Source organism: Chitinophaga pinensis DSM 2588 (assembly GCF_000024005.1).
GTDB classification, from domain to species: Bacteria; Bacteroidota; Bacteroidia; order Chitinophagales; family Chitinophagaceae; genus Chitinophaga; species Chitinophaga pinensis.
In genome coordinates, this window is the sequence record NC_013132.1 from 2,448,085 (window position 1) to 2,461,615 (window position 13,531).

The 13,531-nt window shown below is 45.5% G+C and carries 11 protein-coding genes; 7 read left to right on the plus strand and 4 right to left on the minus strand.

Going from position 1 to position 13,531, the window contains the following annotated elements; translation table 11 throughout:
• The gene (gene hutI, locus CPIN_RS10080; RefSeq protein ID WP_012789679.1) at nt 1-1,227 is read left to right on the plus strand and encodes an imidazolonepropionase; all 1,227 of its coding nucleotides are present in this window, start codon (nt 1-3) and stop codon (nt 1,225-1,227) included.
• Between the two features lie 207 nt (nt 1,228-1,434).
• Here hutI and CPIN_RS36475 read toward each other — a convergent pair whose 3' ends face one another.
• A complete protein-coding gene (locus CPIN_RS36475) occupies nt 1,435-3,681 on the minus strand; it encodes a cellulase family glycosylhydrolase (RefSeq protein WP_012789680.1) in 2,247 nt (748 codons plus the stop codon).
• A gap of 414 nt (nt 3,682-4,095) precedes the next feature.
• On the opposite strand from CPIN_RS36475, the gene hutG reads away from it, so the two are divergent.
• Nucleotides 4,096-5,097 (plus strand): formimidoylglutamase, encoded by a 1,002-nt coding sequence (gene hutG, locus CPIN_RS10090; RefSeq protein ID WP_012789681.1) that lies wholly within the window; start codon nt 4,096-4,098, stop codon nt 5,095-5,097.
• A gap of 137 nt (nt 5,098-5,234) precedes the next feature.
• Nucleotides 5,235-5,834 carry a hypothetical protein gene (locus CPIN_RS10095; RefSeq protein WP_012789682.1) on the plus strand — a complete coding sequence of 200 codons (600 nt, stop codon included), beginning with the start codon at nt 5,235-5,237 and terminating at the stop codon, nt 5,832-5,834.
• A gap of 244 nt (nt 5,835-6,078) precedes the next feature.
• Here CPIN_RS10095 and purU read toward each other — a convergent pair whose 3' ends face one another.
• A complete protein-coding gene (gene purU / locus CPIN_RS10100; RefSeq protein WP_012789683.1) occupies nt 6,079-6,942 on the minus strand; it encodes a formyltetrahydrofolate deformylase in 864 nt (287 codons plus the stop codon).
• 68 nt (nt 6,943-7,010) lie between these two features.
• Here purU and CPIN_RS10105 point away from each other — a divergent pair, with 68 nt between their 5' ends.
• Complete coding sequence (locus CPIN_RS10105; protein WP_012789684.1) at nt 7,011-7,502, plus strand: metallophosphoesterase family protein; 492 nt, start codon at nt 7,011-7,013, stop codon at nt 7,500-7,502.
• 72 nt (nt 7,503-7,574) lie between these two features.
• Nucleotides 7,575-8,648, plus strand: coding sequence for a DUF4421 domain-containing protein (locus CPIN_RS10110; RefSeq protein ID WP_187294751.1), 1,074 nt, complete (start codon nt 7,575-7,577; stop codon nt 8,646-8,648).
• Nucleotides 8,649-8,654: 6 nt separating this feature from the next.
• On the opposite strand, the gene CPIN_RS10115 is transcribed toward CPIN_RS10110, so the two are convergent.
• Complete coding sequence (locus CPIN_RS10115; protein WP_012789686.1) at nt 8,655-9,284, minus strand: HD domain-containing protein; 630 nt, start codon at nt 9,282-9,284, stop codon at nt 8,655-8,657.
• 71 nt (nt 9,285-9,355) lie between these two features.
• Nucleotides 9,356-11,629, minus strand: a complete 2,274-nt coding sequence (locus CPIN_RS10120) for an aconitate hydratase (protein ID WP_012789687.1) — start codon at nt 11,627-11,629, stop codon at nt 9,356-9,358.
• A gap of 229 nt (nt 11,630-11,858) precedes the next feature.
• Here CPIN_RS10120 and CPIN_RS39780 point away from each other — a divergent pair, with 229 nt between their 5' ends.
• Entirely contained in the window at nt 11,859-12,080 is a 222-nt protein-coding gene (locus tag CPIN_RS39780) for a PspC domain-containing protein (protein WP_012789688.1), read from the plus strand.
• A 596-nt stretch (nt 12,081-12,676) separates the two neighbouring features.
• A complete protein-coding gene (locus tag CPIN_RS10130) occupies nt 12,677-13,480 on the plus strand; it encodes a DUF4382 domain-containing protein (protein ID WP_148230535.1) in 804 nt (267 codons plus the stop codon).
• The last annotated feature ends 51 nt before the right edge of the window (nt 13,481-13,531 follow it).

The window sequence follows — 13,531 nt, forward strand, 5'->3', positions numbered from 1 at the left end:
ATGGAACTGATAGGCCCTTTTTCACAGATATTACCACTGACTGCATTGCCTGTAAAAGGTGCATTGCAGGATGAACAACTCAGCATCATTCCGCATGGCGGTGTTGTTACTGACAGTGGTAAAATCATCGCAACAGGCGATTTCAGGGAATTACAACACCAGTATCCTGACTGCGATGTTACACATATTACAATACCCGCTGTATTGATGCCCGGTTTTATCGACTGTCATACACATATCTGTTTTGATGGTACCCGCAACCGTGATTATGCGATGCGCATAGGAGGGAAATCATACCTTGACATTGCGCGCGCAGGTGGTGGCATATGGGATTCTGTTACAAAGACAAGAATGGCGGATCATGAGACATTGGTGATGCATACTGCCGCACGTGCCAACAGGCACCTGCACGAAGGCGTAACAACCATTGAAGTGAAAAGCGGGTATGGCCTGAATATGAACGGCGAACTCAATATGCTCCGTGCTATTCAATCTGCCGCTGGTCATACCAAGGCAACGCTTATCCCTACCTGTCTGGCTGCGCATATGCGTCCGAAAGATTTCGAAGGTACAGAAGAAGCATATCTTGAATGGGTATTGACAGCGCTGTTACCCCTTATTCAGGCGGAACAACTGGCGCAACGTGTGGATATCTTCATCGAAGAAACTGCATTCTCAACGACTGCTTCAAAACACTTCCTGCAACAGGCGGCTGAAATGGGTTTTGCTGCTACTGTACATGCTGATCAGTTTTCAAGTGGCGGTGCTGCTGTCGCTGTAGCTGCAGGTGCTTTATCAGCGGATCACCTGGAAGCAAGCGATGATGCGGCTATTGCTTTACTGGCCGCAGCTGATATTGTGGCGGTTGTATTACCCGGTGCTTCTCTAGGATTAGGTATGCATTATGCCCCTGCAAGACGATTATTGAATGCAGGAGCTTCCCTGGCTATTGCGAGTGACTGGAATCCTGGTTCTGCACCGATGGGGGATTTGTTAATGCAAGCCGCTGTGTTAAGTGCAGCAGAAAAATTATCCGCAGCAGAAGTATTCGCAGCATTGACCAGCCGCGCAGCGAAAGCATTACAACTGACAAATGTCGGACAGCTGGCAAGTGGTTTTATTGCAGATATGCAGGCATATCCAACGGCAGATTACCGGGACATTTTATACTATCAGGGGAAGATGAAACCGATCAAAGTCTGGAAGGAAGGAGAGGTAGTCAATTAGGAATTAGGAATTAAGAATTAAGAATTAAGCTGATCTTTACGGCTGACTATAAATGAAATCGCCTGATCTAATTTTAGATCAGGCGATTTCGATTGTAATGAAGGACCAAGTTAAGATAATAAGAAGGTGCTAATCACTCAATTCCTAATTCCTAATTCTTAATTCTTAATTCTTAATTCTTAATTCCTAATTCCTAATTAAGTATCGTTATTGTTTCACTACCTTCCTTGTTATTGCCTTCTCTCCATAGGTCAGTTTCAGTGTATAAATACCTTTTGGCAGATGGCTGGCTGCGAGGCTGGTATTGTATTGACCCGCATCCAGACGGCCGCGTTTCAGTATTGCCACTTGTTTACCATTGATGTCATATACCGCCAGTAATACGTCTGCTGGTTTATCCAGGAAGAAACTAACGGTGCTGTTGTCATCGAATGGATTTGGATAACTGGTCAGTGTAGTAATCAGTTTTACAGGTGCTTTTTCTGGTGCACTGGCTGCCAGTTTAGCGGCTGTTGGAGTGGAAGCGATCACCAGCTGAGGAGCTGTCAGTCCTGCTTCCTTAGATCTCCAGATGACACGTGGATCAGCGCCGGTATTGCTCAGTAATGCCAGGGAAATACCATTACGTCCGGCTGCTTTTTCCGTCTGTACATAGTTGGTGATATCCCATGAATAGTATCTGCCAACTGAGTCAGTCACTACGGCTGTCTGTAATGCAGTGCTACCTGTAGCAGGTTTATTATTCCAGGTGAGTGCGGATTCTGTCCAGCTTGTGTTAGCAACTGCATACACGCCTATTGGCAGATTCGCAACGCGGTTATCTTCAATTTTACCATATACTTTTAACACGGCAGAAGAGATGTTGTTAACACCACTTACATCAAAGCGAAGGAAGCTTTGTCTGTCGTAGCCTGTAGTAGCCGTTGCGTTTATTTTAGATGCCAATACTGTTGCATCAGTAGTACCATGTGTAATAGCTGCGTAGTCGCCGTTTCTTACATACGCATCCTGTAAAGGTGCGAGTGTTGATTGTTGTGTGGAAGAAGTGGTAATGATACGTACTTCTGTCAGACTATTCCAGGCACTTGCACTGTTACCGTGACCCACGATCCGTACATGTTTTGCACTACGTGGTGTGAAGGTGAATGCTTCCAATGCATTGGAGGTACCGCTGCTTTGCAGACCGCTTGCTGCGGATACCCAGTTGCTGCCATCTGTGCTGGTCAGGATATCGAAGAAGGTGCGTCTTACAGTACCACTATAGAATGCAATATTGACACCGCTTACAGTAGTGGTGTTGTCCAGGCAGAATTGTATCCACTGACCGTCGCCTTCTGCTGACCAGCGGGTGTTATAATCATTATCCTGTACGTTGGCTGGTACGTTACCATCGTTTGCGCTGGCAGATACCGGCACACATACATTTCCTCCTGGAAAATCATCCGCAGGATTCAGTATACGCTCACGTATCCATGCGCCGGCAGGTTTTAGTCTGGCGGTTGTCCACGGGCCATTGGAGCAGGTACCTGTTATCCATACAGCGCCGGAACGGAAGTCGTCAGAGTAGTTCCAGTTGGTCCAGCTGATCTTCTTACGTGCCATCAGATCGATGTACTGTTGCGCCATGGCAAAGTCATTAGCGCCGTCTCCGCTGGCTTCCTGCGTACCGAATTCTGTTACGAAGACAGGCAGTCTGTCAGAAGCAGTATTCAGCTGATTGAGATATGCGGTACGATGATCTTTTGCATAGAAATGGAATGTATACATCACGTTACCATGTGTCAGCGGATTGTTGAAAATATCCTGCAGCGAACCATCACCGGAGAGGCCCATAGTAGACCATCCGTGTGTACCTACGAGTATGACGGCGTCATTGTCGATAGCGCGTATAAACGGAATCATCTGATCCGCGTAAGTTTTGATCTTCGCCCAGGTTGCGCCTGAGTTGGGCTCATTACAGATGTCGTAGATGATGTTGTTTTTGTTCTTGTGTGTGTTGGCGATGGCAGAGAAGAAAGTCTTTGCTCTGGCCAGGTTGGCGTTAGGATCGCCTGGTGTGAGCTGATGCCAGTCAACGAGTGCATACATACCACGTGCGGTAGCTTCTTCTATGAGGCGGTTCACCTGATTGGTAAAGCCGGTAGGATCGGTTTCATAACCGCCTTCCTGTACATAGAGTGAGATACGCAGGATGTCGGCGCCCCAGTCGTATGCCAGCGCATCGAGTGAAGCAGCTGTCAGACAGCTTCCCCAGCCATACCATTGGATACCATGTGTGCTCATGCCTCTGAGCTGGATCGGATTGCCATACTGATTGCATAATTTAGTACCGATCACCTGCAACTGACCGTTTTTCTGAACGGGCGTCTGTGCGTGTGTTTGTGAACTAAACCCCAGCAGGCATAGTAATAATGCAGCCAGCCGGAAAGAAAGGTTAGATCCATTCTTTTTCATTTGGATAGTTGTTTTGAGGGTGATAAAAAATAAAAACTATGTTGATATTGTAATGGTTACATAACAGGATATTGATATGGTTACTACATAGGTCTTCGCTACAGGTTATAGGCTGTTCAGTCGCTACAGGTCTTTATGCAATCGTTTGCGCAATATAGGAATTAATTAGGAATTAGGAATTACGAATTAGGAATTAATTAGAATTGTCTTCTACTTAATAAACAAGGGTCTTTTATGATAAGTTGATTGGCAGGTTTCTGTGAGACGCAATTCTTAATTCCTGATTAATTCAAAAGGTTTTGTAGGATAGGTTAATTGGTGGTCATGAATTTTTGTGAAAACACAATTGCGTATAATTCTTAATTGTTAATTCCTAATTCCTAATTCCTAATTGTAATAGTAACTTTGTCTTCTATGATGAAGCCAGATTTTTACAGACAGCCTGTAGCGTGGACAGGAAGGATCGATGGGACAGACGAAGAATTACTGCGCTGGCACCAGCGGGTCACTCCTGTGAACCTGCTGACCGGATCATTGCCCTCATTAAAGCCGCATCAGCAGGGTGTGGCGTTTCTTGGATTTGCGAGTGATGAAGGCGTGCGCCGCAATAAAGGCCGTGTAGGTGCGGCTGAAGGTCCGGCTGCATTAAGAACGGCCAGTAGTAATTTTCCTGTTCATTTTGACGGTGAGCTGATACTGGCAGATGTGGGTGATGTGATATGTAAGGATGACTTACTGGAGGAAGCACAACAGACATTATCGGATACAGTACTGACTATACGTAAGGCGGGTTATTTACCGGTATTACTGGGTGGTGGTCATGAGATCACTTATGGACATGCACATGGTATTTATCAGCACCTGCGAGTACGTAAACGTGGAGAGAAACTGGGGCTGCTGAATTTTGATGCACATTTTGATCTGCGGATGAAAGGCGAGGAGGGGAGTACTTCCGGTACAGGGTTCTGGCAGCTGGCGCAGGACTGTAAACTGGAAGGCGCACCATTTTATTATCTCGCACTGGGTATCCAGGCAAACAGTAATACACAACAGCTGTTCCGTATCGCGGGTGACCTGGATGCGCAGTATGTGGATGCAGACGCTTTTCACTTACAGGATAAAGCGCTTTTACATGCCGCTATCGGGCAGTTCCTGAGAGATGTGGATCATGTATACCTGACCATCGATCTGGACGTATTTTCGGCTGCTTTTGCCCCTGGGGTGAGTGCGACTGCCTATAACGGTATAAGACCTGATGGTTTGTTCCTGGAATGTTACCGTAATATTCTGCAAAGTGGTAAACTGGCGGGTATCGATATCGCAGAACTGAACCCTTCCCTGGATGTGGATAACCGGACTGCGAAACTGGGTGCTGCCTTGTTATTTGAAATGATCAGCAATCTGCATTACCATTAGTAGTAACATATAGTTGTTGCCTGCAATATCTTATCGTTATCCCTCGTAAAGTACTGCGTAGTTCCCGCAATTCTTTCCGGGGGATCTTCTTTTTTTACATGGCTTTTTTATATTTGGCATACTAAAACAAAATTGCCATGAAACTAATCCCCAAAACAGCCGCGATAGCGGTGGTCATGTTATGTTCTTCACTTTTGGCAGATGCCCAGAAAATTAAAGTACAGGAAGGCGATATCGCCGTATTAAAAGAACAAACAGAGGTTAACACCGAATTCACATATGAACATGTGAAAGTGGGAGACTTCGATAATGAGGATGATTATATCCAGAAGAAAACAGACGAATACAACAAGAAAGAAGCAGGTAAGGGAGATAACTTGGCAACTGCCTGGAAAGCGGACAGAGAGTCCCGTTTTGCCCCCAGATTTAATGAAATGTTTACAGAGGGTTCTAATGGTATCAAAGCCGGTAATTTTCCTGCTGCAAAGTATACGCTGATCTTTAAAACAACTTTTATTGAACCGGGTTTTAACGTAGGTGTAATGCGTAAGAACTCTTATATCAACGGGGAGATCTGGGTGGTTGAAACAGCTGATAAAAGTAAAGTAGTGGCAAAGGTATCTGTGGATAGAGCGCCTGGCAGGATTGCTTTCGGAATGGACTTTGACACCGGCGCACGTATTACAGAATCATATGCGATGGCCGGCAGATCGTTTGGTCGTTATGTGAGGAAGTAGGAAGGAAATTAGGAATTAGGAATTAGGAATTAAGAATTAAGAATTAAGAATTAAGAATTAAGAATTAAGAATTAAGAATTAAGAATTAAGAATTAAGAATTAAGAATTAAGAATTAAGAATGTCTTTTATATTAATAAGGGTGCCGTTATTCAGGTCTGAATAACGGCACCCTTATTAATATAAATTTAATCAATTAGAGGAACCAATTCCTAATTCTTAATTCCTAATTCCTAATTTTTCAGCTTAGAATACGATTGTTTTATTACCATGTACGATCACCCTGTCTTCTACGTGGGCCACGACCGCTCTTGTCAGCACCTGTCTTTCAATATCGCGTCCCAGCATGACGAGGTCATTAACGGCGTGACGGTGACTTACACGGGCTACGTCCTGGTCAATAATCGGCCCTTCGTCCAGGTCGTCTGTCACATAATGCGCTGTTGCGCCGATCAGTTTTACGCCGCGTGTATAGGCATTTTTATACGGATTGGCCCCTGCGAATGCGGGCAGGAAGGAGTGATGAATATTGATGATCTTTCCGGGGAATGTGCTGACGAATGAAGGTGAAAGTATCTGCATATAGCGCGCAAGTACGGTAAAATCGGCTTTTGCGTCCTGTATCAGCTGAATGGCTTCTTTTTCCTTTTCGCCCTTATTTCCGGCATTTACGGGCAGATAATAGAAAGGAATACCGAAATCTTCCGTCAGTTTCCTCAGGTCTTCATGGTTTGAGATCACCAGTGGGATATCTACCGGCAATTCCCCACTGCGCCAGCGCCAGAGTAATTCCATCAGGCAATGGTCGTAGCGGGATACCATGATTGCCATTTTCTTGCGGTGAGAAGTGTAATCTATACGCCATTCCATTTTCAGGGGAGTGGCCACTTTTTCCTGGAATTGTCTTTCCAGTTCTTCCATGGTAACCAGGGTATTTTCCAGGTGGAAAACCATGCGCATAAAGAACAGGCCTTCTTTCGGATCGGTACTGTGCTGGCTCGCATCGAGGATGTTTGCTCCACAGTTAAAAAGGAACTGTGACACACCGGCAACGATGCCGGGCCGGTCAGGACAGCAGATGAGCAACCTGCCGGTAATATCGGTCTGCATAAAAATAGGTATATATATTCTCAGTAAAATACTAAATGTTATTTTACTTTTGAGCCCAATTTTGATGCATGAAGAAGATAGGATTGATGTCAGATACCCACAGTTATCTCCATCCGGACGTATACAGATATTTCGAAAAAGTCGATGAGATCTGGCACGCCGGAGACATTGGTAACCTGGAACTGGCGGATAAACTGGAGGCTTTTAAGCCCTTCCGTGCTGTATATGGGAATATTGATGGCGCCGAACTGAGAGTGCGTTATCCGCTACATCTGCCTTTTGAAGTGGAACAGGTGAAGGTTTTCATGACACATATTGGCGGATATCCGGGCAAATATGCGCCCGGTGTCAAAGAGCTGTTGAGGGAGCATACCCCCAAATTATTTATCTGCGGGCATTCTCATATACTAAAAGTAATGCCCGACCCCGCTATGCAGCTGGTGCATATCAACCCGGGGGCCTGCGGTATACAGGGATGGCATAAAGTCAAAACCCTGGTGCGGTTCGATTTGTCAGAAGGAAATATCAGTCAGCTGGAAGTAATTGAGCTGCCAAAGTAGTTGAATGCAATGTGTAATCATATTTAGAACTGGGAAATGATGTTGAGATGGCTAACTTTATTGTCGGTGTGCTTGCTTTTTTGTGTAGCTGTTTCTGCACAACAGAAAACCTCGTTGTTTAAAAAAGCTACCCGTTGGCTGGAAACGGAAAATGATTCCAATTATATCGAAGAGCATACAAAGGATATCACTTTCCGCATTTTTGGCTCACGTAAATACAATAACTACGATATTGTGGATAACGGCATCGTAGACGGCAGTATTACGGATAATGGCCTCGTTAATTCCAAAAATTCAAAAGAAGTTTTATATCGTCCCAATACTCCCTTTAACGTAGGCGTCGGCGTCAACTATCGCTTTATTGCGGTCAATATTGCCTTTAACCTGCCGGCGATCAACAAAAACACGGGAGAGTATGGTAAGACGAAAATGCTGGACCTCCAGACACATATTTACACCCGTAAACTGGTGGTGGATTTCTACGGGCAGATCTATGAAGGGTATTACATTGCTAACACACGCCGGCTGATTAACAGTTTCGGTTCAAATGCCGGGTCCAATAATGTGGAAATGATCCGTCCGGATGCAAAAAATGTGAATCTTGGACTGAATGTGCAGTATGTTTTCAATGCGAAGCGCTTTTCCTATCGTGCGGCTTATCTGCAAAACGATTACCAGAAACGGAGCGCCGGTTCCTTCCTGGTGGGTGGAGAGGTCTTTGGGGTGAGAATGAAAGGCGATTCGGGTCTGATCCCTTCCTATATCCAGAAAACCGGTTTCTTTAACGGAGAGAACTTTTACAGAACCCGTATTTTCAGCGGTGCTGCCAATGCGGGTTATGCACATACATTCGTTTATAAACAGCACTGGTTCACCACCCTGTCTATAAGTGGCAGTCTGGGGGTGAATTATACTGTTATGAACAGGATTAACCAGGTCGATCTGAAGAAGGCCGGTATCCAGCTCAACAACAATATCCGTATTTCCCTGGGTTATAATTCCAGCCGCTACTTTGCCGGCATTCACTACGTATACCTGACCACACGGAGTCAGTCGCCTGTGCCTGATACCTATCAGACAGTAGGGGCGGGTAACTTCCGTATCAGCCTTGCCAGGAGATTTACCCTGAAAAAACAGCTTTTTTAAAACGGACTACAGCGATTGCAGTTCTGTCAGCAGATTCTGACGGGCAACGGTTTCACGCTGCGCGCGGAAATCATCTGTCTTAAAGATGGAAGGCTGGTCCAGGAAATGTTGCAATACCTTCTTTCTGCCTGCATTATACACTTCATCGGTATATATACTATACTCTTCACGTATCTGCTTTGCATAGCCTGCATAGACGTCGGCCGGCGTACCCAGGATGGACAGGTCAAAGTCCAGGAAATAGTCCAGGTCGGGATGTGCGTCTGTATTGACATGCGTTTTGGTGGCGCGGATGAAGTTCATAACGCCTTCGATATCGGCAGCGGGGTAACTGGTCTGAAACAGGTACTCAGCAGCTGCCATAGCGCTTTGTTCCTCGTTATCGGGCTGTTTTACATCATAAATGAGATCATGGAAGAAGATGGCCAGCAGAAAATTTTCATTGTCTGCAATGAGGTCGCTATGCTCCAGTTGCAGTTGCAGGAGGGCATAGAGATGATGTAAATTGTGATAATGACGGTCTGTAGCGGAATAATGACGGGTAATCAGTTCGAAGCCCTGATCTATCAGTGCCTGGCTTTTGGTATATGGTTCCAGGAGTTGATTCCAGACGTTGTTTAAAGTATCTATCTGCATAGGGGTAAAGGTAAAAATAAAAATCCCGCCTGCCGAAGCAGACGGGATTCTTTCTATTTTATAGCCGTGGGCTATTGTGCTTTTTTAGCAAACTGTGCACGGATTACGTTCAGTGCACCACCCGCTTTGAACCACTCAATCTGTTGTTCATTGTAAGTGTGGTTTACCGGTATTTCATCCTTGCTGCCGTCTTTGTGGTTAGCCACTACAGTCAGCGGTTTGCCAGGTGAGAAGGTCGTCAGACCCAGGATATCGAAAGTGTCGTCTTCCAGGATCTTATCGTAGTCTTCTTTATTGGCAAAAGTCAATCCGAGCATACCCTGTTTCTTCAGGTTTGTTTCGTGGATACGGGCGAAAGATTTCACCAGGATCGCACGAACGCCCAGATGACGAGGTTCCATGGCTGCGTGTTCGCGGCTGGATCCTTCACCATAGTTTTCATCACCTACTACTACGGAACCGATGTTAACAGCTTTGTAAGCGCGCTGTACAACAGGTACGCCTGCGTATTCGCCGGTCAGCTGGTTCTTAACAGTATCCGTTTTATCGTTGTATGCGTTTACCGCACCGATCAGCATGTTGTTGGAGATGTTGTCGAGGTGACCACGGTATTTCAACCATGGACCTGCCATAGAGATATGGTCGGTCGTACATTTACCTTTTGCTTTGATCAGCAGTTTCAGTCCTTTCAGATCAGTACCTTCCCAGGCAGCGAATGGCGCCAGCAGTTGCAGGCGGTCGCTGGTCGGAGATACGATTACCTGTACACCGCTACCATCGGCAGCAGGCGCCTGGTAACCGGGATCATCTACGGAGAAGCCTTTGGTAGGCAGTTCGAAACCGGTTGGTTCGTCCAGCATTACTTCCTGGCCATCTTTTGTTTTCAGCTTGTCAGTCAGCGGATTGAACGTCAGGTCGCCGGCGATGGCGAAAGCAGTAACGATTTCAGGAGAAGCAACGAAGGCGTGGGTAGCTGCCAGACCATCATTTCTCTTCGCGAAGTTACGGTTGAAGGAAGTGATGATGGAGTTCTTACGGTTAGGGTCATCGATGTGACGCGCCCACTGACCGATACAAGGACCGCAGGCATTTGCCAGTACAACACCGCCGATCTGGTCGAAGGTATTTAACAAACCGTCTCTTTCGATGGTATAACGTACCAGTTCAGAACCCGGTGTGATGGTATATTCGGCTTTAACGTCCAGGTTTTTATCTACCGCTTGTTTCGCGAGGGAAGCAGCACGGGAGATATCTTCGTAAGAAGAGTTGGTGCAGGAACCGATCAGGGCAACTTCCAGTTTTTCAGGCCAGTTGTTTTCCTTTACGGCCTGTGCGAATTTGGAGATAGGCCAGGCTAAGTCCGGTGTGAACGGGCCATTTACATGTGGCTCCAGTTCGTCCAGGTTGATTTCGATGACCTGATCGTAATATTTGGTAGGATCTGCGTATACTTCCGCATCCGGACGCAGGTGTTCTTTTACCCCATCGGCCAGTGTGGCGATATCCTGACGCTCGGTAGCATTCAGGTAAGCGGAGATCTTGGTATCGTAAGCGAATACGGAACAGGTAGCGCCTATTTCCGCACCCATGTTACAGATGGTACCTTTACCGGTAGCGCTCAGGCTATCGGCGCCTTCACCGAAGTATTCAACGATGCAGCCTGTACCGCCTTTTACAGTCAGTACACCTGCAACTTTCAGGATTACGTCTTTAGGAGAGGTCCAGCCGCTGAGTTTACCGGTCAGTTTAACACCGATCAGTTTTGGCATTTTCAGCTCCCATGGGAGACCAGCCATTACGTCTACAGCATCAGCGCCACCGACACCGATAGCGAGCATACCCAGACCACCGGCATTTGGTGTGTGAGAGTCTGTTCCGATCATCAGACCGCCTGGAAATGCATAGTTTTCCAGTACAACCTGGTGAATGATACCGGCGCCTGGTTTCCAGAAACCGATACCGTATTTGTTAGAGATAGAAGAGAGAAAATCGTATACTTCCTTGTTCGTATCCACAGCAGTTGCCAGGTCTTCTGCAGCGCCTGTTTTTGCCTGAATAAGGTGATCACAGTGTACGGTCGAAGGAACTGCCACTTTATCACGGCCACAGGTCATGAATTGCAGAAGGGCCATCTGTGCAGTAGCATCCTGCATCGCAACGCGATCGGGTGCAAATTCCACATAAGACTTTCCACGCTCAAACGCCGTAGTGGTCGGAGCATATAAGTGCGCATATAAAATCTTTTCAGACAGTGTGAGCGGACGTCCCAGCATTTTTCGGGTAGCTTCCACCTTACCCGGCAGTGCCGCATACACTTTTTTAATCATTTCGATATCAAACACCATGGAAAAAAAATTTTTGACCTATTAGAAAATGCATCGCAAAATTAATTAAATTAAGCCAGTTTATGAAAGACATGTAGGCGACAGTCTACGAAGGCTCAGCATACAAAACGCCCGGTTACCTACCGGTTCACAAAGGAAATGCCACTAATTCACTGCCAACGCACTATCAGCCAACTCCGGGGCTGAATTTGGACTTGTTTTTGACCTGGGATTGTAATAAATTTGATATATGAATCGATTTAAAGATTTCGTGGAATGGCAGGCCTTCGGGGTCTGCACAGCTATCGGCAATAAGCTTGGGATAGCTACCTCACGTATCCGCTTGTTTTTTATCTATACCTCATTTGTTACGATGGGTTCCCCACTTATCGTTTATATGATCATGGCATTCTGGGTGAATATGAAAAATTATATCCTGAATGCCCGCAGAAACCCCCTTAGGTACTTATAGTTTCCATTTAGGCTTATCAGTTAACCTCGGGCAATTTAAATAATTGATAGATGCATTCCGCTTCCGGACATGCTATTGGCATCTCATGCGATAATATGTACAATATATTGTTATAACTGTTTCAGGTATTACGCCTTTCACTCCTGTTTTCTGTTGACGCAGCATATCAACTACTGGTGAGGGTATTGCTTATTACTTCGATGTACAGGCTTATTATCCCGTTACTACACCGTAATCACTTCGTTGTTGAACGGACAGATAACGGCGTAATAACGGTATACCTTCGTTGTAATACGAAGACAAAAGTGGTAACAGCGTGTGTATTAATTGTTTAGTGTTGTTTTGAACGAAGGAGGCTTGTAAGTGTAACATTTTCAGTTGCTTATGCGGTATATGATGTTTTTTTAAATGTGAATAGTTGCTGTATACACTATATAGCAAAGAAGCATATAATTTTTATATTTTTTTCTCTCTTATTTTCAATCAATTGTAACCACATCTGAGATAACGAAGGTGCAAATTCAATATATATTTAGAATTGGGCTATACCTTGCCTTCATAATCGCCGTAAAATTTTAACCAAATACACGATAAAGATGAAAATGCCTGCACTGAAACACCTGGCAAGTGGTATGCTGTTTTTAAGTACCGCGTTATTGATGTCTGCCTGTTCGAAAGACGACAATCAGGGTAAAGCCCGTATACAGGTCGCACTGACCGATGATCCCGGAGATTTTAAAGCTGTTTACATCGATGTTCAGGAAGTGAACGTCAATTACAATGACAGCGATGACAATGGCTGGCAGCCATTACCTGGCATGAAAAAGGGCCGGTATAACCTGCTGACGCTCGTTAATGACAAGGATACCGTACTGGCGGATGCGGAAATCAATTCCGGTACTATTAAGGAGATCAGACTTGTATTAGGCGATGATAACTGGGTGGTGACCAACAATGGTGATTCCATTAAGTTACAGACGCCCAGCGGACAGTCTTCCGGCGTAAAGTTAAAGATCAACATGCCGGTATCTGGTGGTATTCTTTACAAACTGCTGCTGGACTTTGATGTGGCAAAATCTATACACGAAGCGGGCAATTCAGGGAAATATATCCTGAAACCTGTTATCAGAACTGTACTGGAAGCACAGGGTGGTAGTATACAGGGCGTCGTACTGCCGGCAGTGTTGCCTTCTGCTGTATTGTTGCTGAACGGACAGGATACGGTGGCAAGCACCTATTCCGGTATTGGCGGCGCTTATTTCCTGAAAGGGATCGCTGCAGGTAGCTATTCACTGCACTATATTTCTATTGATTCTACGCTGAAACCAGCCGTAAAACAGAGTGTCGTAGTAGAAACAGGTAAAGTAACGAAAATAGATACACTGACTTTAATACGTTAGTCTTAACAGCTAATCTTTTTAATAGCGCAAACAAAAAATCCATCTGCCAAA

What these genes read in the sequence shown, in the direction of transcription:
- hutI (WP_012789679.1), top strand. Translation starts at nt 1, where the DNA reads ATGGAACTGATAGGCCCTTTTTCACAGATATTACCACTGACTGCATTG.
- CPIN_RS36475 (WP_012789680.1), bottom strand. Translation starts at nt 3,681, where the DNA reads ATGAAAAAGAATGGATCTAACCTTTCTTTCCGGCTGGCTGCATTATTA.
- hutG (WP_012789681.1), top strand. Translation starts at nt 4,096, where the DNA reads ATGATGAAGCCAGATTTTTACAGACAGCCTGTAGCGTGGACAGGAAGG.
- CPIN_RS10095 (WP_012789682.1), top strand. Translation starts at nt 5,235, where the DNA reads ATGAAACTAATCCCCAAAACAGCCGCGATAGCGGTGGTCATGTTATGT.
- purU (WP_012789683.1), bottom strand. Translation starts at nt 6,942, where the DNA reads ATGCAGACCGATATTACCGGCAGGTTGCTCATCTGCTGTCCTGACCGG.
- CPIN_RS10105 (WP_012789684.1), top strand. Translation starts at nt 7,011, where the DNA reads ATGAAGAAGATAGGATTGATGTCAGATACCCACAGTTATCTCCATCCG.
- CPIN_RS10115 (WP_012789686.1), bottom strand. Translation starts at nt 9,284, where the DNA reads ATGCAGATAGATACTTTAAACAACGTCTGGAATCAACTCCTGGAACCA.
- CPIN_RS10120 (WP_012789687.1), bottom strand. Translation starts at nt 11,629, where the DNA reads ATGGTGTTTGATATCGAAATGATTAAAAAAGTGTATGCGGCACTGCCG.
- CPIN_RS39780 (WP_012789688.1), top strand. Translation starts at nt 11,859, where the DNA reads ATGAATCGATTTAAAGATTTCGTGGAATGGCAGGCCTTCGGGGTCTGC.
- CPIN_RS10130 (WP_148230535.1), top strand. Translation starts at nt 12,677, where the DNA reads ATGAAAATGCCTGCACTGAAACACCTGGCAAGTGGTATGCTGTTTTTA.